General features: G+C 72.5%; 19 protein-coding genes. 9 read left to right on the top strand and 10 right to left on the bottom strand.

Translation table 11 applies throughout. The annotated features are described in order from the left end of the window. Nucleotides 1-233: 233 nt before the first annotated feature. The 4 genes from ACFWZ5_RS32180 to ACFWZ5_RS32165 all read left to right on the top strand — a co-directional run bounded on the left by ACFWZ5_RS32180 (nt 234) and on the right by ACFWZ5_RS32165 (nt 5332). Entirely contained in the window at nt 234-950 is a 717-nt protein-coding gene (locus ACFWZ5_RS32180) for a TerB family tellurite resistance protein (protein WP_384798649.1), read from the top strand. A gap of 223 nt (nt 951-1173) precedes the next feature. Continuing rightward, nucleotides 1174-3270, top strand: a complete 2097-nt coding sequence (locus ACFWZ5_RS32175) for an MMPL family transporter (protein ID WP_384798640.1) — start codon at nt 1174-1176, stop codon at nt 3268-3270. An 89-nt stretch (nt 3271-3359) separates the two neighbouring features. Continuing rightward, entirely contained in the window at nt 3360-4652 is a 1293-nt protein-coding gene (locus ACFWZ5_RS32170) for a sensor histidine kinase (RefSeq protein ID WP_384798637.1), read from the top strand. Nucleotides 4653-4711: 59 nt separating this feature from the next. Next, nucleotides 4712-5332 (top strand): response regulator, encoded by a 621-nt coding sequence (locus ACFWZ5_RS32165; RefSeq protein ID WP_384798646.1) that lies wholly within the window; start codon nt 4712-4714, stop codon nt 5330-5332. A gap of 787 nt (nt 5333-6119) precedes the next feature. On the opposite strand, the gene ACFWZ5_RS32160 is transcribed toward ACFWZ5_RS32165, so the two are convergent. The 5 genes from ACFWZ5_RS32160 to ACFWZ5_RS32140 are packed head-to-tail and all read right to left on the bottom strand — an operon-like array spanning nt 6120 to nt 12813. Continuing rightward, complete coding sequence (locus ACFWZ5_RS32160; protein ID WP_384798634.1) at nt 6120-7046, bottom strand: dihydrodipicolinate synthase family protein; 927 nt, start codon at nt 7044-7046, stop codon at nt 6120-6122. Then, entirely contained in the window at nt 7043-8107 is a 1065-nt protein-coding gene (locus ACFWZ5_RS32155) for an oligopeptide/dipeptide ABC transporter ATP-binding protein (protein WP_384798631.1), read from the bottom strand. Before ACFWZ5_RS32155 ends, ACFWZ5_RS32160 begins: the two co-directional genes overlap by 4 nt. Nucleotides 8108-8159: 52 nt before the next feature. Continuing rightward, the gene (locus ACFWZ5_RS32150) at nt 8160-10160 is read right to left on the bottom strand and encodes a dipeptide/oligopeptide/nickel ABC transporter permease/ATP-binding protein (RefSeq protein WP_384798629.1); all 2001 of its coding nucleotides are present in this window, start codon (nt 10158-10160) and stop codon (nt 8160-8162) included. A 37-nt stretch (nt 10161-10197) separates the two neighbouring features. Continuing rightward, complete coding sequence (locus tag ACFWZ5_RS32145; protein ID WP_384798625.1) at nt 10198-11157, bottom strand: ABC transporter permease; 960 nt, start codon at nt 11155-11157, stop codon at nt 10198-10200. A gap of 42 nt (nt 11158-11199) precedes the next feature. Then, entirely contained in the window at nt 11200-12813 is a 1614-nt protein-coding gene (locus tag ACFWZ5_RS32140) for an ABC transporter substrate-binding protein (protein ID WP_384798643.1), read from the bottom strand. A 199-nt stretch (nt 12814-13012) separates the two neighbouring features. Between ACFWZ5_RS32140 and ACFWZ5_RS32135 the strand changes: the two genes are divergently transcribed. Beyond that, nucleotides 13013-14881, top strand: coding sequence for a beta-galactosidase (locus tag ACFWZ5_RS32135; protein ID WP_384798622.1), 1869 nt, complete (start codon nt 13013-13015; stop codon nt 14879-14881). 539 nt (nt 14882-15420) lie between these two features. Here the strand turns inward: ACFWZ5_RS32135 and ACFWZ5_RS32130 are convergent. Further along, entirely contained in the window at nt 15421-15942 is a 522-nt protein-coding gene (locus ACFWZ5_RS32130; protein ID WP_384798619.1) for a class I SAM-dependent methyltransferase, read from the bottom strand. 110 nt (nt 15943-16052) lie between these two features. Here ACFWZ5_RS32130 and ACFWZ5_RS32125 point away from each other — a divergent pair, with 110 nt between their 5' ends. The 4 genes from ACFWZ5_RS32125 to ACFWZ5_RS32110 all read left to right on the top strand — a co-directional run bounded on the left by ACFWZ5_RS32125 (nt 16053) and on the right by ACFWZ5_RS32110 (nt 19035). Next, complete coding sequence (locus ACFWZ5_RS32125; protein ID WP_384798616.1) at nt 16053-16847, top strand: AraC family transcriptional regulator; 795 nt, start codon at nt 16053-16055, stop codon at nt 16845-16847. A 225-nt stretch (nt 16848-17072) separates the two neighbouring features. Next, complete coding sequence (locus ACFWZ5_RS32120) at nt 17073-17288, top strand: hypothetical protein (RefSeq protein ID WP_384798613.1); 216 nt, start codon at nt 17073-17075, stop codon at nt 17286-17288. Between the two features lie 146 nt (nt 17289-17434). Next, a complete protein-coding gene (gene recO / locus ACFWZ5_RS32115; RefSeq protein ID WP_384798610.1) occupies nt 17435-18181 on the top strand; it encodes a DNA repair protein RecO in 747 nt (248 codons plus the stop codon). A gap of 35 nt (nt 18182-18216) precedes the next feature. Then, nucleotides 18217-19035 (top strand): isoprenyl transferase, encoded by an 819-nt coding sequence (locus ACFWZ5_RS32110; RefSeq protein WP_384798607.1) that lies wholly within the window; start codon nt 18217-18219, stop codon nt 19033-19035. 71 nt (nt 19036-19106) lie between these two features. On the opposite strand, the gene ACFWZ5_RS32105 is transcribed toward ACFWZ5_RS32110, so the two are convergent. From ACFWZ5_RS32105 to ACFWZ5_RS32090, 4 genes are all read right to left on the bottom strand, one after another. After that, a complete protein-coding gene (locus tag ACFWZ5_RS32105) occupies nt 19107-19520 on the bottom strand; it encodes a Fur family transcriptional regulator (protein WP_384798604.1) in 414 nt (137 codons plus the stop codon). 181 nt (nt 19521-19701) lie between these two features. After that, entirely contained in the window at nt 19702-20595 is an 894-nt protein-coding gene (locus ACFWZ5_RS32100) for a metal ABC transporter permease (RefSeq protein WP_384798601.1), read from the bottom strand. A 10-nt stretch (nt 20596-20605) separates the two neighbouring features. Then, nucleotides 20606-21373 carry a metal ABC transporter ATP-binding protein gene (locus ACFWZ5_RS32095; RefSeq protein ID WP_384798598.1) on the bottom strand — a complete coding sequence of 256 codons (768 nt, stop codon included), beginning with the start codon at nt 21371-21373 and terminating at the stop codon, nt 20606-20608. Nucleotides 21374-21412: 39 nt separating this feature from the next. Beyond that, nucleotides 21413-22405, bottom strand: a complete 993-nt coding sequence (locus ACFWZ5_RS32090; protein WP_384798595.1) for a metal ABC transporter substrate-binding protein — start codon at nt 22403-22405, stop codon at nt 21413-21415. Between the last annotated feature and the right edge of the window lie 139 nt (nt 22406-22544).

Raw genomic sequence — 22544 nt, 5'->3', positions numbered from 1 at the left:
CGGTGGGGCCCCGTGTGCTACTGGTTTTTGGGGGCCCCCCCCCGCCCCGGGGCGGGGGGGGGCCACGGCGTCCGCACCGAAAGGTCCGGGCCACCAACCGGCCATCTCCCTTCCGGGGTACTGACGCGACAACATCGATGTGGCTAACATCACGCCAACGCGGCAGTGCTGCCGCGGAGTCGTGGAGGTGCGTGGTGCTGCCAGACCGGGAACGAGAAGGCCGGAACTCCCGCATCCCGGGCAGGACCACCCCACTCGGCCGCGCGGGCCGCCGCGCGCGCCTGCCCCGCGTACGCCGTCTGATCGGCACCCGCACCGCCTGGACCACCGTCTGCGACGGCGAGTTCTTCTGTCCCGGCTGCGGCGGCGACCGCAACTACCAGCGGCGCACCGGGCGGCGCCGCTTCGTCGTCCTCGGCGTGCCGCTGCTCTCCCGCGGCCGCACCGGGCCCGTCGTCGAATGCGCCGCCTGCCAGGACCACTTCGGCCTCGACGCGCTCGACCACCCCACCACCGTCCGGCTCTCCGCGATGCTCCGCGACGCCGTCCACACCGTCGTCATCGCCGTCCTCACCACCGGCGGCGCCGCGTCCCGCGCCACCCTCGACGCGGCCGTCACCACCCTGCGCGGCGCCGGATTCGACGACTGCACCGAAGAGCGGCTCATCGCCCTCGCCGACGCGCTCGCCGCCGACACCGGCCGCCCCGGCGCCCCCGACTGCGCGCCCGGCCTCGCCATCGAACTCCACGAGGCGCTCGGCCCGCTCGCCGCCCACCTCGCGCCCGCCGGCCGCGAAGCCCTGCTCCTGAAGGGCGCCCGCATCGCCCTCGCCGACGGGCCGTACACGCCCGCCGAGCGCGATGTGCTCGCCACGGCGGGCTGCGCCCTGACCATCACCGCCGACGACGTGGCCCGCCTCATGCTGGCCGCCCAGCGCACCCCGTTCTGAGGTTCCGGCGCTCTGGCACTCCGACGTTCCGGTGCTCCGGTGCTCCGGTGCTCCGGTGCCGAACCGTTCCCCCGTACTCCCCGCCGTTACTCCCCAGGGAGTACTCCGCGCCCCGTACCGCCCCCGGGCGTAACCCCCAACTCGCCCTCCCGTCCGACGAATCGGCCCCCGCGCGACGGGAGTCTGGAAGCCGTCAGACACCGTCACGGGAGGGAGCCCACCGATGGGGGCCGCGACAACCAGCAAGCGCCGACGACCACGTGCAGTGCCCTGGGTGCTGCTCGGCATCTGGGTCGCCGTCCTCGCGCTCGCGGGGCCGTTCGCCGGGAAGCTCGGCGACGTCCAGCACGACCGGGCCGTGGACTATCTGCCCGCGAACGCCGACTCCACGCAGGTCGCCAAGATCCAGGAGCGGCTGCCCGGCGGCGAGACCACCGAACTCGTCCTCGTCTACCACCGCGACGGCGGCCTCAGCGCCGCCGACCGGAAGGCGGCGGCCGACCAGGTCGCCTCGGTGGACCGGCAGCTGAAGCTCGTCGCGACGCCCACGGGGGTGGCGTCGAAGGACGGGGCCACGCTCATGTACCCGGTCGCAAGCACCGAGCCCGGCATCGACGAGGACAAGCGCGACACGTTCGTCAACGACGTGCGCGACATCGCCAAGAGCGTCGACGGACTCAGCGTCGACGTCGGCGGGCCCGGCGCGCTCGCCACCGACGCCGGCGAGGTCTACCAGTCCCTCGACGGGCCGCTGCTCTACACCACCGTCGCCGTCGTCGCGGTCCTGCTCATCCTCATCTACCGCAGCCCGCTGCTCTGGCTCGTGCCGCTCGTCGTCGCCGGTGTCGCCAACTTCCTTTCCATGGGCGTCGCCTACGGCCTCAACCAGGCCTTCGACACCACCGTCAGCGGCCAGAGCTCCGGCATCATGACGATCCTCGTCTTCGGCGCGGGCACCGACTACGCCCTGCTCATCGTCTCCCGCTACCGCGAGGAACTCCGCCGGATCGAGCGGCCCTACGACGCCATGCGCACCGCCCTGCGCGGCTGCGGGCCCGCCGTGCTCGCCTCGTCCGGCACCGTCGCCGCGGGCCTGTTCTGCCTCCTCGCCGCCGACCTCAACTCCAGCCGCGGCATGGGCCCGCTGGGCGCCGTCGGCGTGCTGTGCGCGCTCGTGGCGATGCTGACGCTGCTGCCCGCGCTGCTCGTGGTGCTCGGGCGCCGGGTGTTCTGGCCGCTGGTGCCCGCGTTCGGCAGCGAGCCGAAGAAGCGCCGCTCGCTGTTCGCGTCCATGGGCACGTCCGCCGGGCGCAGGCCCCTGGTCGTCCTCGCCTCCGGCGCCGTGCTGCTCGGCGCGCTCGCCCTCGGCGTGCTCAACCTGCCGGGACACCTCAAGCAGGAGGACTCCTTCACCAGCAAGCCGGACTCCATCGCCGCGATGCAGACCCTCGCCAAGGCCTACCCCGAGCGCGGCACCCAGCCCATCACCGTCATCGCGCCCGCCGACCGCGCCGATGACCTCCTGAAGCAGGCGCGGGCCGTACCCGGCGTCGACAGCGCCGAGCGCGGCCGTACGTCGGACCGCTGGACCGAACTGTCCGTCATCGCCAAGGGCGCGCCCCAGAGCTCTGCGGAGACCGCGACCCTGGAGGCGCTGCGCGACAAGCTGGACGGCCAGGGCGCGTACGTCGGCGGGCCCAGCGCCGAACAGCTCGACCTGAAGGACACCAACGCCCGTGACCGGCTCGTCGTCGTGCCGATCGTCCTCGCCGCCGTCCTGCTCGTCCTCGTCGCGCTGCTGCGCAGCCTGATCGCGCCGCTGCTGCTGCTCCTCGCGGTCGTCGCGGTGTGGGGCGCCTCGCTCGGCATCGGCGGGCTCGTCTTCGGGCCGGTCTTCGGCTTCGACGGCACCGACCCGAGCCTCGGCCTCCTCTCCTTCGTGTTCCTCGTCGCACTGGGTGTGGACTACGGCATCTTCCTCATGCACCGCATGCGCGAGGAGTGCCTGCAAGGGGCGGACACCGGCACCGCGGCCCTCACCGCCCTGCGCACCACGGGCGGCGTGATCGCCTCCGCGGGCCTCGTCCTCGCCGCGACCTTCGCCGTCCTCACCAACATGCCGATGGTGCAGCTCGTCGAGCTCGGCTTCGTCATCGCCGTCGGCGTGCTCCTGGACACCTTCCTGGTGCGGACGTACCTGGTGACGTCCGCGAGCCTCGCGCTCGGCGACAAGGTGTGGTGGCCGGGACCCCTGGCGCGGCGGCCGCACAAGCCCGCCGCACCGGCACCGGACGAGCCCGAACTGGCCCCCGTCCGCTGACCCGTACGTGATCCACATGTGATGCGTACGCACACCGCGGCGCCCCTCCCTCCCGGAGGGGCGCCGCCTTCCTGGAAGATGGGGGCCACATGGACACAGCCGACAGGTGTCCGCGGGAAGGGGGACCCGACGACGTGCCGTACCCGCCGTCAGCCGCGCGCCCTTGGTGGCCGTTCTCGGGAGCCGTGCCGGGGACGCGGCGCGTCCTGCGCGACGACGCGCTGTTCGCCGCGTTCCTCATGGTCGCCGACTCGATCATCGGCCTCGTGGCCGCGGACGGCAGCCGCTCCCTCGACGTGTTCGGGTGGGCGCTGCTCGTGGCCGCCCACATCCCGCTCGTCTGGCGCCGCAGCCACCCCATGCCGGTGCTGATCGCGACGGTCGCCTGCGTCGCGCCGTACCACGCGGTCGACTACCCGCACACCACCGCGATCCCCGTCGGCATGGTCGCCCTGTACACCGTCGCCGTCTCCGGGCGCCCCCGCCGCGCCCTCGTGACCGGCGTCGTCATCGTCGGCATCACCCTCGCGGTGAACGCGAGCGTCGGCCCCAAACAGGTCGAGGAGATCCTGCGGATCTCGGGCTGGATCGTCGCCGTCCTGCTCTTCGGTACGTACGTGCGCGTGCACCGGCAGTACATCGCCTCCGTCGAGGAGCGTGCCGAGCGCGCCGAGCGCACCCGCGAGGAGGAGGCCAGGCGCCGCGTCGCCGAGGAGCGCCTGCGCGTCGCCCGCGACCTGCACGACCTGCTCGCGCACAGCATCACCCTCGTCGGCGTGCAGACGTCCGTCGCCGCGCACGTCCTCGCCGCCGACCCCGAACGCCTGGACCGCGCGGCCATCGCCGCCGCCCTCGACGACATCGCCGAGACCTGCCGCACCGCGCGCGGCGAGCTCCGCGCCACCCTCGAAGTCCTGCGCTCCGGCACCGAGTCCGCCGACGGCGCCGACGAGTCCCGCGGCCCGCTGCCCGGCCTCGACCGCGTCGGCGACCTCGCCGACGCCGCCCGCACCGCGGGCGCCAAGATCGACCTCGCCGTGCGGGACGTGGCGGCGCCGCCCGCCGTCGGGGTCGCCGCCTACCGCATCGTGCAGGAGGCCCTCACCAACGCCGTCCGGCACGGCGGGCCCGGCCTCACCGTGTGCGTCGGGATACGGGAGCAGGACGGGGTGGTGCGTGTGTCGGTCACCGACGACGGGGCCGGTCCCGTCGCGGACCCCGGTGCGGGGCTCGCGCCCGGGTTCGGCATCATCGGGATGCGGGAGCGGGCCCGCAGCGTCGGCGGGACGCTGGAGGCGGGGCCGCGCGACGACGGGGGGTTCGAGGTGGTGGCGGAACTGCCGCTCGGGGACGTGCGGCCGGGGGAGGGGGTCGGACGGTGACGCGGACCATCCGGGTCGTGCTCGCCGACGACCAGGCCCTGGTGCGGGCCGCGTTCGCGATGCTCATCGAGTCCGCCGCCGACATGGAGGTCGTCGCGCAGGCGGGCACCGGCCGCGAGGCCGTCGAGCTCGCCCGTGCCGGGGGCGCCGACCTCGTCGTCATGGACATCCGCATGCCCGACCTCGACGGGATCGAGGCGACCCGCCTCATCGCCGCCGACGAGGACCTCGCCGGGGTGAAGGTGCTCATGCTCACGACGTACGACACCGACGAGCACGTGGTCGATGCTCTGCGCGCGGGGGCGTCCGGGTTTCTGGTCAAGGACACGAAGCCGGCGGAGTTGCTCGACGCGATACGGACCGTGGCGGCGGGGGAGGCGCTGCTGTCGCCCGGTCCTACCGGGCGGCTCATCGCCCGTGTCCTGCGGCAGCCGGAGACGCCGCCCGGGGCGGGTGGGGTCACCGCCGGGGAGGTCTCCGCGCTCTCCGACCGCGAGCGGCAGGTCCTCACGCTGGTCGCGCGGGGCCTCAACAACACCGAGGTGGCCGAGACGTTGGGTCTCAGCCCTCTCACCGCCAAGACCCATGTCAGCCGCATCATGGGCAAACTCTCGGCCCGTGACCGCGCCCAACTGGTCATTACGGCTTATGAATCGGGTCTGGTGACCCCAGGCACGTAACCCTGGCAGGACGCCCCAAACCACACCCCTCACCCGAGGCTGCCCCCCTCTCACTTCCCCCACCCACCCGCCCTTCCCCGGCTCCGCCGCTCGGCTGGGGCTGCGCCCCTTTCCCCCCTCATCACCGCTCCGCGCCTCGCCCTCAAACGCCGGGCAGGCTAGAAAACCCCACCCACCCGCCCTTCTCCGGAGCTACCGCCCCGGCCCCCACCACATCGGGCCACCCACCGCGCTGCACACCCACCCTCCCCCGGGGGCTACCGCCCCGACCGCCACCACACCTGACCACCGCGCTGCGCGCTTACCCCCAGTACCGCCACCCTGGACCCCGCACGACCCGACGGCCCCGCCACACACGTGCTCCCGCCCAGCCCCGCCGCCGTGCGGCGCCGAGCTGGCTTCGCGCTGCGCGCTCGCTTTCTCCCGCCCACCCGCCCCTTTCAGGGGCGGCTGTGCAGCGCATCTCAGCCCGTCCGGCGTTTGAGGACGAGCCGCGAAGCGGCGACAAAGGGGGAAAGGGGCGAAGCCCCATGTGAGAAGGGCAGGTGGGCGAGCTGGCTCGGCGGTGTGAGGCGGCCGATGTGGCGGGGGCCGGGGCGGCAGCCCCGGGGAAGGGCGGGTGGGTGGGGGATATCAGCCTGCCCGGCGTTTGAGGGCGAGGCGCGGAGCGGCGATGAGGGGGGAGAGGGGCGCAGCCCCATGCGTGCGGCGGAGCCGGGAAGGGCGGGTGGGTGGGGTGATGGTTCGTCCGGCGTTTGAGGGTGAGGGGTGTAGTACCGGGCGTGGGTTACAGGAGGCCCGCGGTGGCCAGGTGTTTGCCTACCTGTTCTGTTTCCTCGGGGGAGAGGGGGATTTGGGGGGACGCCGTCAGGGGGTGGGCGATGATGCCGCGGAGGTGGAGGGCGGCCTTGAACGCGCCGAGGGCGGAGGAGCTCCGCCCCATGCGGGAGGAAGGGCCCGCGTCCACCATGCGGAAGAGGGCACAGAGGCGTTCTTGCTCGGAGCGCGCCGACGCCCAGTCGGCGTCCTGACAGTGCCGGTAGAGCCGTACGTAGCCGTGCGGATCAACGTTCCCGAGCCCGGGAACCACACCGTGCGCCCCCATAGCGAGGGCGGAGTCGACGGTGAGCTCGGCACCGGTGAGGACGCTGAAGGAGGGGAGCCCACGGGCGCCGAGGAGCACGCGGCGCAGGCCGCCGTCGTCACCGCTGGAGTCCTTGAGGCCCGCGAGGACCCCGTCGGCCGCGAGGCCGAGAACGAGGTCGGCGTCGAGCTTGGTGTGGACGGCGGCGGGGATGTCGTACGCGAAGACGGGCAGACCGCCCCGGTCGGAGACGAGACGGAAGTGGCGGGCGATCTCGGCGGGGTGGGTGCGGGTGTAGAACGGGGCGGTGACGACGACCGCGTCGGCCCCGGCGGCCGCGGCGACGCGGACGTGGTCGAGGACCCGCGGGGCGGTCATGTCGATGGCCCCGGCGAGGACGGGCAGCCGGCCGCCGACGTGACGTACGACGGTCCGCACGACCGTCTCGCGGTGCCCGTCCGGCAGATACGCCGCCTCGGACGTGGAGCCGAGGACGAAGAGCCCGTCCACGCCACCGTCGACGAGATGGTCGACGAGGCGTTCCAGGGAGGCGGTGTCCACCTCGTTGTCCGGGGTCAGAGGGGTGCAGACGGGGGGTACGACACCGGTCAACAGGGCGGGAAGGGTCATGGAGCCTCCTTGGACGTGGCCGTGGCGGCGGCCGTAGCGACGAGGTCCTGGGTGGACTCGCCGGGCAGTACGGGGTGGTGGCACCGGAAGCGGTGCCCGGCACCGGCATCGGTATCGCTACCGGCACCGGCGCCCGCGCCCGCATCCGCATCCGCGTTCACGGGGTCCGGCATGACCTCCGCGCACACATCGTCCGCCTTCCAGCACCGCGTGCGGAAGGGGCAGCCGCTCGGCGGCCGCGTGGCCGACGGCACCGGGCCGACCAGGGGGATCGGGTCGATCGGGTCGAGCAGTCCGGGCGTGGCGGAGAACAGGGCGCGGGTGTAGGGGTGGCGGGCCGTGTCGAGGATGTCGGCGGCGGGCGACTCCTCGACGATCCGGCCGAGGTACATGGTGATGACCCGGTCGCTCATCCTGCGGACGGTCTGGATGTCGTGGGAGACGAAGACCAGGGCGAGGCCCAGGCGTTCCTTGAGGTCGAGGAGGAGGTTGAGGATCTGGGCGCGTACGGAGACGTCGAGGGCGCTCGTCGGCTCGTCGGCGACCACGAGGTCCGGTTCGAGGGCGAGCGCGCGGGCGATGGCGACGCGCTGCCGCTGGCCGCCGGAGAGCTGCCCGGGCAGACCGTCGGCGAGGGCCGTCGGGAGGCCGACGAGGCTCATCAACTCCCGCACCCGCTCCGCGCGTTGGGCGGGCGTGCCGCGCCGGTGCACGTCGAGCGGGTCGCGCAGGATCTGGCGGACGGGCAGGCGGCGGTTGAGGGCCGTCGACGGGTCCTGGAAGATCATGGCGGTGTTGCTGCCGAGGGTGGTGCGGCGCTCGGCGGGTCGCATCTCCCACAGGTCGCGGCCGCGGAACGCGACGGTCCCGGCCGTCGGCCGCTGCACGCCGACGAGGACCTTGGCGAGCGTCGACTTGCCGCACCCCGACTCGCCGACGACGCCGACGGTCTCGCCGGGCGCGATGGTCAGGTCGGCGCCGGTGAGGGCGTACACCTTGTCGCGGGAGAACACGCCGCCGGTGCGGGCCTTGTGGACGACGTGCGCGTCCCGGAGCGTCACGAGGGCGTCGGAGCCAGGGGAAGAGCCATGGGAAGAGCCGTCGGAGGGGGTGTCAGGCACGGTCACGGACCGCCTCGCTCTCTCGCGGGCCCTCTGCCGTGGAGGCCTCGATCGCCGGATGGTGACACGCCGTCCTGTGCCCGGGTGCGCCCACGAGTTCGGGTGCCGTCGTGCGGCACAGGTCGTCGGCGAGCGGGCAGCGGTCGGCGAAGCGGCAGCCCGCGGGGAAGTCCGCGGGGGACGGGACGACGCCCTTGATCTGGGTGAGGCGCTCCGCGGCGGACTCCAGGGAGAGGACCGAGCCGAGGAGGCCGCGCGTGTAGTGGTGGGTGGGGGCCTCGACGAGGTCGGCGGTCACGCCGGTCTCGACGATCTGGCCGCCGTACATCACCGCGACCCGGTCGGTGACGTCGGCGACGAGCGCCAGGTCGTGCGAGACCAGGACGAGGGCGAAGCCGAGCTCTTCGCGCAGGCGCAGCAGGAGTTGGATGACCTGGGCCTGGACGGTGACGTCCAGCGCGGTCGTGGGCTCGTCGGCGACGATCAGCTTCGGGTCGCGGGACAGGGCCATGGCGATCAGGACGCGCTGGCGCTGGCCGCCGGAGAGCTCGTGCGGATAGCTGCTCAGCGTGCGGTCGGGGTCGAGGCCGACGAGCGAGAGGAGTTCGGCGGGGCTGCGCCGGCCGCCGCGCCGGACGACCTGCTTGAGCTGGGCGCGTACGGTCATCGCGGGGTTCAGGGACGACAGGGCGTCCTGGTAGATCATCGCCATGTCGTGGCCGAGCAGGCGGCGCCGGGCCCGCATGGGCAGGCCGACGAGCTCCTGGCCGTCGAAGGTGACGTGCCCGCGGACGCGGGCGCCCTTGGGGTGCAGGCCCATGACGGTCAGGGCGGTCAGCGACTTGCCGCAGCCCGACTCGCCGACCAGGCCGAGGACTTCGCCGGGGCGCACCTGGAAGCTGATGCCGTCGACGATGTCGACGCCCTCGTGCCGGGCGTCGAAGCCGATGGCGAGGTCCCGTACGTCCAGGACGGGCGGGCCTTCGGGCAGCGGCCGGGCGCGGGCGCGCAGGCGGGCGGCGGCCTCGGTGAGCCCCGGCAGGTCGAGGACCTTGCCGCTGCCGGGTTCGGGGGCCTCGACGCGGTCCTTCTCGCGGCCGCCGGTGACCTCGCGTGCGGACGGCGCGGCCCACGCGTCGGAGACGCCCTCGGACAGGACGTTCAGGGACAGGACGGTGATGAGCATCAGCAGGCCGGGGAAGACGGTCGCCCACCAGCCGCCGGTGAGGACCATGTTCTTGCCGTCGGCGATGACGCTGCCCCAGGACGGGTCCGGCGGCCGCACGCCCGCGCCGATGAAGGACAGCGACGCCTCGAACACGATGGCCTCGGCGACCTGCACGGTGCAGAAGACGAGGATCGGCGCGGCGCAGTTGATGGCGACGTGCTTGATGAGGATGTGCGGGGTGCGGGCGCCGACGACGCGTTCGGCGGTGACGTAGTCCTCGCCGTACTGGTCGAGGACGTTGGCGCGTACGACGCGGGCGACCGGCGGGGTGAACAGGAACGCGATCGCGCAGATCAGGACGGTGATGCCGCCGCCGAACACGGCGACGAGCACGGCGGCGAGCGCGATGCCGGGGAAGGCCATGACGACGTCGAGCACCCGCATCAGCGTCTCGTCCACGGCCTTCCTGGACGTGGCCGCGACCGCTCCGACGACCGCGCCCACGACGAGCGCGAGCAGCGTCGCGCCGAGCCCGATCGCGAGGGACCAGCGGGCCCCGTACATCAGCCTGCTGAGGATGTCCCGGCCGAGGCTGTCCTGGCCCATCCAGTGGTCGGCGGAGGGGTGTCCGGTGCCGCCGGCGAGGGACTGCTGGTCGAGCGGGTCGTGCGGCGCGATGAGCGGCGCGAACAGGGCGACGAGCACGACGACGGTGAGGACGCCGACGGCGACGCGGGACAGGACGGGCAGCTTGCGCAGCGAGCGGAGCCGGAGCCCCGGCCGGGACAACCGCTCGGTCAGCGCCTTGCGGGAGGCGAGCAGCATCAGCGGGCTCCCCTCGGGCGCGGGTCGGCCAGGAACATCAGGAGGTCCCCCTCAGGCGCGGGTTGACCAGCAGGTACAGGATGTCGATGACGAGGTTGACGACGACGAAGCCGACGGCGGTGGTGATGACGACGCCCTGGACGACGGCGGGGTCGCCGTTCTTCACGGCGTCGATCATGAGCTTGCCCATGCCGGGCAGCGAGAAGATCGTCTCGATGACGACGGCGCCGCCGAGCAGATAGCCGACGCGCAGGCCGAGCACGGTCAGCGGGTTGATGAGGGCGTTGCGCAGGACGTTGCGGCCGACGACCACGACGGGCGGCAGACCGCTGCCGACGGCCGTGCGGACGTAGTCCTTGTCGAGCTCCTCGACGACGGACGTGCGGATGATGCGGGTCATCTGCGCGGCCACCGGCAGGGACAGGGCGAGCGCGGGCAGCGTCATCGTCTTCAGCCAGCCGGTGAACGAGTCGCCCGGGTTCACGTACCCGCCGGTGGGGAACCAGCCGAGGTCGACCGCCAGGTACTGGATCATCAGGAGGGCGAGCCAGAAGCCGGGCGCCGCGACGCCGGTCAGGGACACGACGCGGATGATCTGGTCGGGGAGGCGGTCCCGGTAGATCGCGGCGGTCACGCCGAGGAGCAGCGACACGACGACGGCGATGCCGAGGCCGAGGAAGGTGAGCTGCATCGTCAGCGGCAGGGCGGTGGTGACCTGGTCGATGACGGGGGAGCGGGTGAGCACGCTGATGCCCATGTCGCCGCCGAGCAGATCGCCGACGAAGTCGACGTACCGCACCGGCAGCGGGTCGAGCAGACCGTTCTCCTCGCGGAACTGGTGCAGTTGCTCGGGCGTCGGGTTGGCGCCCTGGAAGAACGCGGACGCCGGGTCGACGTCGGAGAAGCGCATCACCAGGAACACGAACAGGACGATGCCGAGCAGCAGCGGGACGAGCAGGGCGACGCGGCGGAGCAGGATGCGCAGGATCGCGGTCACGTGGAACGGCTCCTCACTGGCGGGTCCTCGGCCGGCCTCGGGTCACACCCACTTGGCCTGGAGGAGGTTGATGCCGGGGTAGGGCTGCGGCCTTATGCCGGTGAGCTTCTTGGGGTCCCACGCGGTCATGAGCTCGTTGTGGACGACGGGGTAGAGCACCGCTTCCTCGGCGACGATGTCGATGTAGTCCTGCACCATCGCCTTCTTGCGGGTGGCGTCGGGCTCGCGCGTGGCCTGGTCCATCCGCCGGAACAGCTCCTTGGCGCGGGCGTTCTTCGCCCAGCGGGCGTAGCCCATCCACAGGTTCTCGGGGCCGTAGTTGTAGTGCATGATCAGGTCGGCCTCGATGCCGAACTGGTTGGGGTTCGACGCGGCCGCGACGACCTGGAAGTCCTTCTTCTGGTCCAGCTTGGTGAAGACGGCGGTGGTCTCCTGCGGGTCGAGGGTCGTCCTGACGCCGATCGCGTCCCAGGAGGCCTTGATGGTGGGCAGGCAGTCCACGATCCAGCTGACGTTGACCGCCATGAGGTTGACCTTCAGGCCGGAGACGCCCGCCTCCTTCAGGAGGGCCTTGGCCTTCTTCGGGTCGTAGCCGTACACGGTCTTGGCGGGCCGGTAGCTCGGGTTGCCCTCGTTCAGGAACGACGTGGCGGCCTTCCCGTGCCCCTTCAGGGCGACCTCGATCATCTTCGCGCGGTCGATGGCGTAGTGCAGCGCCTGGCGCACGCGCACGTCGTCGAAGGGCTCGTGGGCGGTGTTGAACATCAGGAAGAGGTTGTTCATCCCGGCGCCGCCCTCGACGGTCATGCCGCCCTTCTTGAGCTGCTCGATGTTGGCGTACGGGATGTTGTCGGAGATCTCGGCGTCGGCGCTGGAGCCGGAGATCTTCGCGACGCGCGGGGCGGCGTCGACGATCGTCAGCCAGTTCATCTTCTTGAACGCGGCCTTGCGCGGGCCGTTGTAGTCGTCGAACGCCTCGAACGTCGTGTTGGACTTCGGGTGGTGCGCGGTCTGCCGGTACGGGCCCGAGCCCACCGCCTTGCCCTTGGTGGCGTCCTCCCACGCGCCCGGCTCGGAGAAGACGTGCTTCGGCATGATCTTGGCGAGGGTGAGCCGGGCGGCGCCGTCCGGGAAGGGGAACTTCAGCACGAGCTCGACATGGGTCGCGTCGACCTTCTTGACCTCCTTGAGCCAGCTCGCGAAGAACCCCTTGGCGAGGGTCTGCGTGTCCGGGTCGAGGATCCGGTCGAAGACGAAGACGACGTCGTCGGCCGTCACGGGCTTCCCGTCGTGCCACTTGGCGCCCGCGCGCAGCTCGAACTTCCACGTCGTGGCCTTCAGATCGCTCGGCACGGCCGTGGCCAGCTGCGGATACGGCTCGCGGGTGATCGGGTCGGTGCCGAGCAGCGCCTCGTAGATGTGTTCGTTGCCCGCCATGGCGAAGGCCGACGCGGTCAGGGTCGGGTCCCAACTGCCGTCGTTGCCGTAGCCGATGACGGCGGTCATGGTGCCGCCCTTGCCGCCGCCCCCGGTGTCGTTGGTGGACTCGGGCCCGCCGCACGCCACAAGACCGCCGCCGAGCCCCGTGGTCAGGCCCAGGGCGCCGCCGTACTTGAGGACGGACCGCCGGCCGGGTCCCTCGCCGTCACGTGTCATGGGGGTCAGGTCGCTCACAGGTGCCTCCCTGGGGAGTCGTGTGGAGATGCGGGTCACGGGCCCTGGGCGGGCCTGGCGGGAGTACGCTGCACTGAAGACATCCGACGTCCTACGTCGTAGCTGGCGGAGCGACCATAAGAGCGGGGCAAGGCCTGGTCAAGGTGTCGGACCGGGGTGTTTCGGGGGAGGCGGAGGCCCTTTGTTCGGACGCGTTCCGGCGATCGGGTACGGCGGGGACTACAACCCCGAGCAGTGGGGGCCCGCCACGCACGCCGAGGACATCGAGCTGATGCGCGCGGCGCGGGTGAACCTCGTGACGCTCGGCATCTTCGCCTGGGCCCGCACCGAACCCACCCCCGGGACGTACGACTTCACCTGGCTGGACGCGCACCTGGACCGCCTCGCCGACGCGGGCGTCCACGTCTGCCTGGCGACCATGACCGCCTCACCGCCCCCGTGGCTGGCCCGCCTGCACCCCGAGACGCTGCCGGTCCTCGCGGACGGCACCCGTCTGTTCCCCGGCTCGCGCCAGCACTGGTGCCCGTCCAGCCCCGTCTTCCGCCGCTACGCCGTCCGCCTGGTGGAGCGCCTCGCCACCCGGTACGCCGGCCATCCGGCCCTCGCCCTGTGGCACATCGGCAACGAGTACGGCTGCCACATCTCCCGGCACTGCCACTGCGAGGTGTCCACGGCGGCGTTCCGCACCTGGCTGCGCGCCCGCCACGGCACCCTCGACGCGCTCAACGACGCCTGGTCCACCGCCTTCTGGTCGCAGCGCTACAGCACCTGGGACGAGATCCACACCCCGCGCACCGCCCCGTCCTTCTGCAACCCCGCCCAGCAGGCCGACTACTGGCGCTTCTCCTCCGACGAACTCCTCGCCTGCTACCTGGCGGAGAAGGACGTCCTCACCCGGCTGACCCCCGGCGTCCCCGTCACCACGAACTTCGTGCCGGTCGCGAAGACCTTGGACCTCTTCCGCTGGGCCCCGCACCTGGACGTGATCTCCTACGACTCGTACCCGGACCCGCACGACCCGGACGCCCCCCAGCCCACCGCGTTCGCGTACGACGTGATGCGCGGCCTCAAGCGGGGGCAGCCCTGGCTGCTCCTCGAACAGGCCCCGTCAGCGGTGAACTGGCGCGCCCACAACGGCCGCAAACCGCCCGGACGGATGCGTCTGGACAGCTGGCAGGCGGTGGCGCACGGCGCGGACGCGGTGCTCTTCTTCCAGTGGCGCCAGTCGCGCGGCGGCGCGGAGAAGTTCCACTCGGCGATGGTGCCGCACGCGGGCCGCGACACGCGGACCTTCCGCGAGGTGACGGAGCTCGGCGCCGAACTGGCCCGCCACGGCGACCTCCTGGGCGCCCGCCCCGAGCCCGCCGACGCCGCCCTCGTCCTGGACTGGCCGAGCTGGTGGGCGGCGGAGCTCGACGCGCACCCGAGCGCGTCCGTCGACGTCCTCGACGCGGCCCTCGCCCACCACAAGCCGCTGTACGACGCGTCGGTGGCCTGCGACGTGGTGCCGGTCGACGCGGACCTGACCGCGTACCGCCTGGTCCTCGTCCCGCAGCTGTACGCGCTCACCCGCGCCACGGCCCGGCGCCTGACGGAGTACGTCCACGGCGGCGGCACCCTCGTCGTCTCGTACTTCTCCGGCATCGTCGACGAGCACGACCGCGTCCACGAAGGCGGCTACCCGGGCCCGCTGCGGGAGGTGCTCGGGCTCACGGTGGAGGAGTTCGACCCGCGCCCCGACGGGAGCTGGGCGGAGGTGCTCCGCCTCGAGGGCGCCGAGCCGGTGCGCGCCTACGCCGGGGGCGGGCCCGCCGTGACCCGGCACGCGTACGGGCGCGGCACCGCCTGGTACCTGGGCCTGCGCCCCGACGCGACGGGCATGCGGGAGCTGGTCGACCGGATCCGCGCGGAGTGCGGGGTGCGGCCGGTCGCGGCGGGACTCCCCGAGGGCGTACAGGTGCGGGCGCGGGTCACGGCGGCGGGGGAGCGGGTGCGGATCCGGCTCGACTACCGGGACGGGTCGGTGACCGTGGAGCGGGACGGGCCGTAGCGGCCACCGAAGCCCCGAAGCCCCGAAGCCCCGAAGCCCCGGGGCCGCCCGCCCCGCGCCCCGCCCGACGGCGTCGGTGACCCGGTCCTGCGAACCCCGGCCGAGCGCTTCGCCGAGCCCGGCCAGGAACGCGGCGTACGCGCCGGGCGGACCGTTTGGGCGGCGGGGCGCGCGGAGAGCTCACCGGGCGGCACAGGCCGATGACGCACGGACCGTCCCGTCACCCGCGTGACGACGACGGCGATGTCATCGGCGTGATCTCGCCGTTGCGGCTCCCGGCGTGTACGGGGTGGCCGGGCGCGGCCCGGCGCGCGGCTGCCGGTGGTGCTGGTCGCGCCGGTCACGAGGGCCGTGCCGACCGGAGCCGTGCCGACCGGAGCCGTGCCGACCGGAGCCGTGCCGACCGGAGCCCTGCCGGGCGGGGCCGCTGCGGACGGCGGTCGCGTCGGGCCCGGAGCCGCCCGGCCCCGCCACGCCCCCGCGCGAGCGCGCCCCCGCCCTCCTCGGCGCGGGGCTCTCCCTCAAACCCGACAGCCGGGTCAACCGGCCTTCCGCGCCCGGAACTTCAGCCCGCCCGACGCCGGATGCAGCCCCACCTCCACGTCCTTGAACCCGGCGGAGGCGAGCCGCCCGGGCAGCGTGCCGGGGTCCACGACGTTCATCGTGTCGAAGCGGTGGAGCAGCCAGAACCCGAAGCTCGACTGGCTGTCGCTCCCGGCGAACACCCCGCCGGGCCGAAGCACCCGGTGCGCCTCCGCGAAGACGCGGTCCTGCAGGGCGGCGGTGGGGACGTGGTGGAGCATGGTGAAGCAGACCACGGAGTCGAAGGTGTCGGCGGCCAGCGGCAGGTCGCTGCCGTCCGCGTGCAGGATCCGCGCCCGGTCGCCCCACCGGTCCTTCAGGAGCCGCGCCGTGGCCCCGTCGATCTCGACGGCGGTCAGGCGGGGCACCCGCTCGACGAGGACACGGAGGTTGGCGCCGTAGCCGGGGCCGATCTCCAGGACGTCGTCGCCCAACTCCACGCCGTCCAGGGCGAACGGCAGGATGTGGTCCCGTGTCATCCGCGCCCACTTCTGCGAGCTGCACAATCTGCGGTGTGCTCTGTTCATCGGCATGTACGGGACGCTAGGCGCGGCCCGCCCGTGTCCGCCACGGGCTACGCTGCCGACTCATGTCGCGTAACGGACACGGGAGTTGGGTGCCGCCGACGGCGATCCTCGTCGGCACGTTCGCCATGCCCAAGGGCCTCCGCTTCGGCACCCACACCCACCCCTTCCACCAACTGGCCTGGTCGGAGCGGGGCTTGCTGCGCATCCGCACCCACGACGGCTCCTGGCTGCTCCCGCCCACCCTCGCCCTGTGGATCCCGGCGGGCGTCCCGCACGCGACGGAGGCGGCGGGCGCCGCGGTGATGCGGGCGCCGTACGTCGACCCGGCGCACTGCCCCGCCCCGGTCGCGGCCTGGACCGACCCCACCGTCCTTGCGGCCGGCCCCCTCCTCCGGGCCCTCATCGACCACTTGGCGGACCACGCCCTGCCCCGGGACGCCCGCGCCCGCGCGGAGGCGGTCCTCCTCGACGTCCTGTCGCCCGTCTCGGTCACCAGCCTCTCCGTCACCGAGCCCCGCGACCCCCGCGCCCGCACGGTCGCCCGCGCCCTGGCCGCCGCCCCCGCCGACCCCCGCCCCCTCGCGGCCTGGGCCGCCCTAGCGGGCGTCAGCGCACGGACGTTGGCCCGCCTCTTCAACGCGGAGACGGGCCTCCCCTTCGGCCAGTGGCGCGAACGGCTGCGCATGCAGTCCGCCATGCCGCTCCTGGCCGAGGGCCTGACGGTGGAGTCGGTGGCCCGCAGGGTGGGCTACGCGTCGGCGAGCTCGTTCGTGGCGGCGTTCCACCGCGTGGTGGGCGTGACGCCGCGCCAGTACTTCAGCGACGTACGCCGAGACGGCCCGGCCCCGCAGTTCTAGAGGACAGACTCCTGCCCACATTAGACGCAATGAGTCACCGCAGGGATACGAAGCGTGAAAATCGGCGGTGAAGGGGAGCCACGTGACGGCGAAAAGCGCCGCAGGCAACCCGCGCTCTGCGGGGTGTGCCGAAGAGGCGGAGGAAACAGTGGAAGAAGTGCGCGCTGCCCACGCGGCGGCAGGAAATGCGGTGCCCTTTGGCCTCCCCGGCAGGGGGGTGGCCGCATGAGACTCCCCATCGGCACATACGCCGTGGACACCCGCACCGGCAAGGTGGGCCGGGTGATGGGCCACGAGGGCCCGTACGTCCAGCTGCGCCCCTACGGCGGCGGCCGGGAGTGGGACTGCGCACCGGAGAAGCTCCGCACGGCGACGGCGGCGGAGCGCCTGCGCGCGGCGACGGCGTACGCGAACGCGCGCAGCCGCGGCGAGGTCCCTTGACGTAGAGCCCGGCTGTGGGCTCATGGAGCCTCCGGTCTGCGGGACTGGTTCTCGTGCGCTACCGGTCCGCAGCCGGGCGTACGCGGTGAACGGCGGGCCGACGGGCCCCGGCCCGTCGCCGCCGGGGCATACGCGAGAATGGGCCCATGAGCCTGTTCCGTGACGACGGTGTCGTGCTGCGCACGCAGAAGCTGGGTGAGGCGGACCGCATCATCACGCTGCTCACGCGCGGGCACGGGCGGGTGCGGGCGGTGGCGCGCGGGGTGCGCAGGACGAAGTCCAAGTTCGGGGCGCGGCTCGAACCGTTCTCGCACGTGGACGTGCAGTTCTTCGCGCGCGGCAGCGAACTGATCGGGCGTGGCCTGCCGCTGTGCACGCAGAGCGAGATCATCGCTCCGTACGGTGGCGGGATCGTCACGGACTACGCCCGGTACACGGCCGGCACGGCCATGCTGGAGACGGCGGAACGGTTCACCGATCATGAGGGGGAGCCCGCCGTGCAGCAGTATCTGCTGCTCGTCGGCGGCCTGCGCACGCTCGCGCGCGGCGAGCACGAGCCGCACCTCGTCCTGGACGCGTTCCTGCTCCGCTCACTCGCCGTGAACGGCTACGCGCCCAGCTTCGACAACTGCGCCAAGTGCGGCCTCCCCGGCCCCAACCGGTTCTTCTCGGTCGCGTCCGGCGGCTCGATTTGCGTGGACTGCCGGGTGCCGGGCAGCGTCGTACCGTCGGCGGAGACGCTCACGCACCTCGCGGCGCTCCTCACCGGTGACTGGCAGACGGCGGACGCCTGCGAGGCGCGGCACGCGCGCGAGGGCAGCGGCCTCGTATCGGCGTATCTGCACTGGCACTTGGAGCGCGGCCTGCGCTCCCTTCGGTACGTAGAGAAGTAACGCGAAGTACGCACACACACTGGGAGTAGTTCCTTATGGCACGTCGCGGAATCCTCGGTCGGTCCCGCCGTGAGTACACGCCGCCCGAGCCCCACCCGTCGGGAGCGCGGCCGCCGAAGATCCCCGGCGAGCTGGTGCCGCAGCATGTCGCCGTCGTGATGGACGGCAACGGCCGCTGGGCCAAGGAGCGCGGCCTGCCCCGCACCGAGGGCCACAAGGTAGGCGCCGAGCGCGTCCTCGACGTCCTCCAGGGCTCGATCGAGATGGGCGTCGGGAACATCTCCCTGTACGCCTTCTCCACCGAGAACTGGAAGCGCTCGCCGGACGAGGTGCGCTTCCTCATGAACTTCAACCGGGACTTCATCCGCAAGACCAGGGACCAGCTCGACGAGCTCGGCGTGCGGGTGCGCTGGGTCGGGCGCATGCCCAAGCTGTGGAAGTCCGTCGCCAAGGAGCTCCAGATCGCCCAGGAGCAGACCAAGGACAACGACCGGCTCACGCTGTACTTCTGCATGAACTACGGCGGCCGCGCCGAGATCGCCGACGCGGCGAAGGCCCTCGCCGAGGACGTGCGCAGCGGCCGCCTCGACCCGTCGAAGGTCAACGAGAAGACCCTCGCCAAGTACCTCTACTACCCGGACATGCCGGACGTGGACCTGTTCCTGCGGCCCAGCGGCGAGCAGCGCACCTCCAACTACCTGATCTGGCAGAGCGCGTACGCCGAGATGGTCTTCCAGGACGTCCTGTGGCCGGACTTCGACCGGCGCGACCTGTGGCGCGCGTGCCTGGAGTACGCGTCGCGCGACCGCCGCTTCGGCGGCGCGATCCCGAACGAGGACCAGTTCAAGAAGTAGCGCGCAGTGATGTACGAGGGCCCGCACCGTCGGCGGGACGGTGCGGGCCCTCGTACGTCGGCCGCTGGGGGCTACTTCTTCTTGGCGCAGTCCTCGCACGTGCCGAAGATCTCGACCGTGTGCGCCACGTTCACGTATCCGTGCTCCGCGGCGATGGCCTCCGCCCACTTCTCCACCGCCGGGCCCTCGACCTCGACGGCCTTGCCGCAGACGCGGCACACCAGGTGGTGGTGGTGCTCGCCCGACGAGCAGCGGCGGTAGACCGCCTCGCCGTCGTTGGTGCGGAGCACGTCGACCTCGCCGGCGTCGGCGAGGGACTGGAGGGTGCGGTAGACCGTGGTCAGGCCGACCGAGTCGCCGCGGTGTTTGAGCATGTCGTGGAGCTCCTGCGCGCTGCGGAACTCGTCCACCTCGTCGAGTGCCGCCGCCACCGCGGCACGTTGCCGGGTGGACCGGCCTCGCACGGGGGGTCCCGCCGTCGTCACAGATGCCTCCTCAGCGCTCGCCCGCACAACCGTCGCATGTCAGATCCCGCCCGGCCATTGTGCCAGGTCGGTACACGACTGTGACCAGAGTGCTCTCGGACAGCGATGGGAGTGGTCCGTACCACCGGCGTGGTCCGGACCGCCCCCGTCTCATCGGCCTCCCCGGCCCCGCGGGGCCGCCTCAGACCGTGGCCTTGCCGGTCGCGCCCCGGGCGGCCGGGACGTCCGCGGTGCACGCCGCCTCGTCCACGGCCTGGGCCCGCGCCCTTCTGCGGGCGAGCGGCGTGGCCAGAATCGTCAGGGCGATGAACACGCCGATGGTCAGGAGCACGATCGTCGCGCCGGGCGGCACGTCCTGGTAGTACGAGGTGACGGTGCCGCCGATGGTCACGCTGACGCCGATGGCCACCGCGATCGCGAACGTCGCCGCGAAGCCGCGCGTCAGCTGCTGCGCCGCCGCGACCGGCACCACCATCAGGGCCGACACCAGGAGCAGGCCCACGACCCGCATGGCGACGGTGACCGTGACCGCCGCGGTCACCGCCGTAAGGAGGTTCAGCGCCCGCACCGGCAGACCGGTGACGCGCGCGAACTCCTCGTCCTGGCTCACCGCGAACAGCTGGCGGCGCAGCCCGACCGTCACCGCGACCACGAAGGCCGCGAGCAGACAGATCGCCGTCACGTCGTCCTGCGAGACCGTCGACAGCGAGCCGAAGAGATACGAGTTCAGGTTCGCGTTGGAGCCGCCCGGCGCGAGGTTGATGAACATCACGCCGCCCGCCATGCCGCCGTAGAACAGCATCGCGAGGGCGATGTCGCCGCGCGTCCTGCCGTACCAGCGGATCAGCTCCATGATCACGGCGCCGACGATCGCGACCGCCGTCGCCATCCACACCGGGGACGTGGAGAGCAGGAAGCCGAGGCCGACGCCCGTCATCGCCACATGGCCGATTCCGTCCCCCATCAGGGCCTGGCGGCGCTGTACGAGGTAGATGCCGACGGCGGGCGCGGTGATGCCGACGAGGACGGCGGCGAGCAGCGCCCGCTGCATGAACGCGTAGTTCAGGATTTCCATCGCCGGTCCTTCAGGTGAGCAGGCCGGTGCGGACGGGAGCCGCGTCGGCGGAGTGCGGGTGGACGTGGTCGTGGCCGGGCAGGGCGTGCTGGCCGACGGCCTTCGGCGGCGGGCCGTCGTGCAGGACGCAGCCGTCGCGCAGGACGACCGCGCGGTCGATCAGCGGCTCCAGGGGGCCGAGCTCGTGCAGGACGAGGAGCACCGTCGCGCCCTGCTCGACCTGGCGGCGCAGGGTCGCGGCGAGGACCTCCTGGCTCGCCAGGTCGACGCCCGCCATCGGCTCGTCCATGATCAGCAGGTCGGGCTCGGAGACCAGGGCGCGGGCGATCAGGACCCGCTGGTGCTGACCGCCGGACAGGGCGTTCACCGAGTCCTTGGCGCGGTCCGCCATGCCGACCTGCTCCAGGGCGTGCGTGACGGCCTCGCGGTCGGCCTTGCGCAGCACCCCGAAGCGGGTGCGGGACAGGCGGCCCGACGTCACGACCTCCGTGACGGTCGCGGGGACGCCGCCCGCGGCCGTGGTGCGCTGCGGGACGTAGCCCACGCGCGCCCAGTCGCGGAAGCGGCGGCGCGGCGTGCCGAAGAGCTCGATCTCGCCGCCGGTCACCGGGACCTGGCCGATGACCGTGCGCACCGCCGTGGACTTGCCCGAGCCGTTCGCGCCGAGCAGGGCGACGACCTCGCCGCGGCGCACGGCGAGGTCGATGCCGCGCAGGACCGGGCGGGCCCCGAGCTCGGCCGTCACCTTGCGCAGGGATATGACGGGCGACTCACTCATGGCTCGCACCTCTCTGGACGGTGTGCTCTCGTGGTGTGCTCACTTCGCGCCGAGGGCCTTCTGCAGCGCCTTCAGGTTCGACCGCATCACCTGGACGTAGTCGTCACCCTGGGACTTGTCCGTGATGCCCTCGATCGGGTCGAGTACGGCCGTCTTCAGGTGCGCGTCGTTCGCGAGGGTCTTCGCGGTCTTGTCGCTGACGAGCGTCTCGTAGAAGACGGTGGTGACCCCGTCGGCCTTCGCCATCTTCTGGAGGTCCTTCACGCGCGCGGCGCTGGGCTCGCCCTCGGGGTCGAGGCCGCTGATGGCCTCCTCGGTCAGGCCGTAGCGCTCGGCGAGGTAGCCGAAGGCGGCGTGCGTCGTGATGAAGACCTTGGACTTGGTGTCCTTCAGGCCGTCCTTGAACTCGCCGTCCAGGCCCTTCAGCCGCTTCACCAGGGCCGCGGTGTTCTTCTCGTACGTCGCTTCGTGCTTCGGGTCGGCCTTCGCGAAGGCCTTGCCGACGCCCTCGGCGACCTCGGCGTACCGCACCGGATCCAGCCAGATGTGGGGGTCCTGGCCGCCGTGGTCGTGGTCGTGCCCGTGGCCCTCGTGGCCCTCTTCCTCGTGGTCGTGCTCCTCGGCGTGGCCGCCGACCTCGGTGCCGTGCTTCTCCAGGCTGGTCAGGGACGCCGCGTCGATCTTCGTCTTGATCGGGGACTGGCCGATGGCCTCGTCCACGGAGGGCTGCAGGCCCTTCAGGTAGAGGGCCGCGTCGGCCTCCTCCAGCTGCGCGGTCTGCTTCGCGCTGATCTCCAGGTCGTGCGGCTCCTGGCCGGGCTCGGTCAGGCGCGTGACCTCGACGTGCTTGCCGCCGATCTGCTCGGCGAGGAACTCCATCGGATAGAACGACGCCACCACGTCGAGCTTGCCCTTGTTGTTCGTGGCCGCGGCGTCGCCTTCGGCGGAGCAGGCGGAGAGGGTGGTGACACCCAGGACCGCGGCGGAGGCGAGGGCGAGGCTGGGTATGAGGGGGCGGCGTCGTACGTTCATGACAGTCATTTTCAACAAAAGTGGAAACGATTGTCAACAAAGTGGGCGCGGGGCCGCTCTCCTCGCGGGGGCGCCCCAGCCCCGCCCCTTCCCGAAACTAGGGGCTCCGCCCCTAGGACCCCTTCTATCCGCGCTGCGC

The sequence above is a fragment of the Streptomyces sp. NPDC059003 genome (assembly GCF_042740445.1).
GTDB lineage: Bacteria > Actinomycetota > Actinomycetes > Streptomycetales > Streptomycetaceae > Streptomyces.
The sequence above is the reverse complement of the archived record's forward strand: the minus strand, read 5'-3'. Positions and strand labels throughout refer to the sequence as shown.

Excerpts from the sequence above, each read along its gene's own strand:
- ACFWZ5_RS32175 (WP_384798640.1), top strand. The coding sequence starts at position 1,174 with ATGGGGGCCGCGACAACCAGCAAGCGCCGACGACCACGTGCAGTGCCC.
- ACFWZ5_RS32170 (WP_384798637.1), top strand. The coding sequence starts at position 3,360 with ATGGACACAGCCGACAGGTGTCCGCGGGAAGGGGGACCCGACGACGTG.
- ACFWZ5_RS32165 (WP_384798646.1), top strand. The coding sequence starts at position 4,712 with ATGCTCATCGAGTCCGCCGCCGACATGGAGGTCGTCGCGCAGGCGGGC.
- ACFWZ5_RS32160 (WP_384798634.1), bottom strand. The coding sequence starts at position 7,046 with ATGACCCTTCCCGCCCTGTTGACCGGTGTCGTACCCCCCGTCTGCACC.
- ACFWZ5_RS32150 (WP_384798629.1), bottom strand. The coding sequence starts at position 10,160 with ATGCTGCTCGCCTCCCGCAAGGCGCTGACCGAGCGGTTGTCCCGGCCG.
- ACFWZ5_RS32140 (WP_384798643.1), bottom strand. The coding sequence starts at position 12,813 with ATGACACGTGACGGCGAGGGACCCGGCCGGCGGTCCGTCCTCAAGTAC.
- ACFWZ5_RS32130 (WP_384798619.1), bottom strand. The coding sequence starts at position 15,942 with ATGACACGGGACCACATCCTGCCGTTCGCCCTGGACGGCGTGGAGTTG.
- ACFWZ5_RS32125 (WP_384798616.1), top strand. The coding sequence starts at position 16,053 with ATGTCGCGTAACGGACACGGGAGTTGGGTGCCGCCGACGGCGATCCTC.
- ACFWZ5_RS32120 (WP_384798613.1), top strand. The coding sequence starts at position 17,073 with ATGAGACTCCCCATCGGCACATACGCCGTGGACACCCGCACCGGCAAG.
- recO (WP_384798610.1), top strand. The coding sequence starts at position 17,435 with ATGAGCCTGTTCCGTGACGACGGTGTCGTGCTGCGCACGCAGAAGCTG.
- ACFWZ5_RS32110 (WP_384798607.1), top strand. The coding sequence starts at position 18,217 with ATGGCACGTCGCGGAATCCTCGGTCGGTCCCGCCGTGAGTACACGCCG.
- ACFWZ5_RS32100 (WP_384798601.1), bottom strand. The coding sequence starts at position 20,595 with ATGGAAATCCTGAACTACGCGTTCATGCAGCGGGCGCTGCTCGCCGCC.
- ACFWZ5_RS32095 (WP_384798598.1), bottom strand. The coding sequence starts at position 21,373 with ATGAGTGAGTCGCCCGTCATATCCCTGCGCAAGGTGACGGCCGAGCTC.
- ACFWZ5_RS32090 (WP_384798595.1), bottom strand. The coding sequence starts at position 22,405 with ATGAACGTACGACGCCGCCCCCTCATACCCAGCCTCGCCCTCGCCTCC.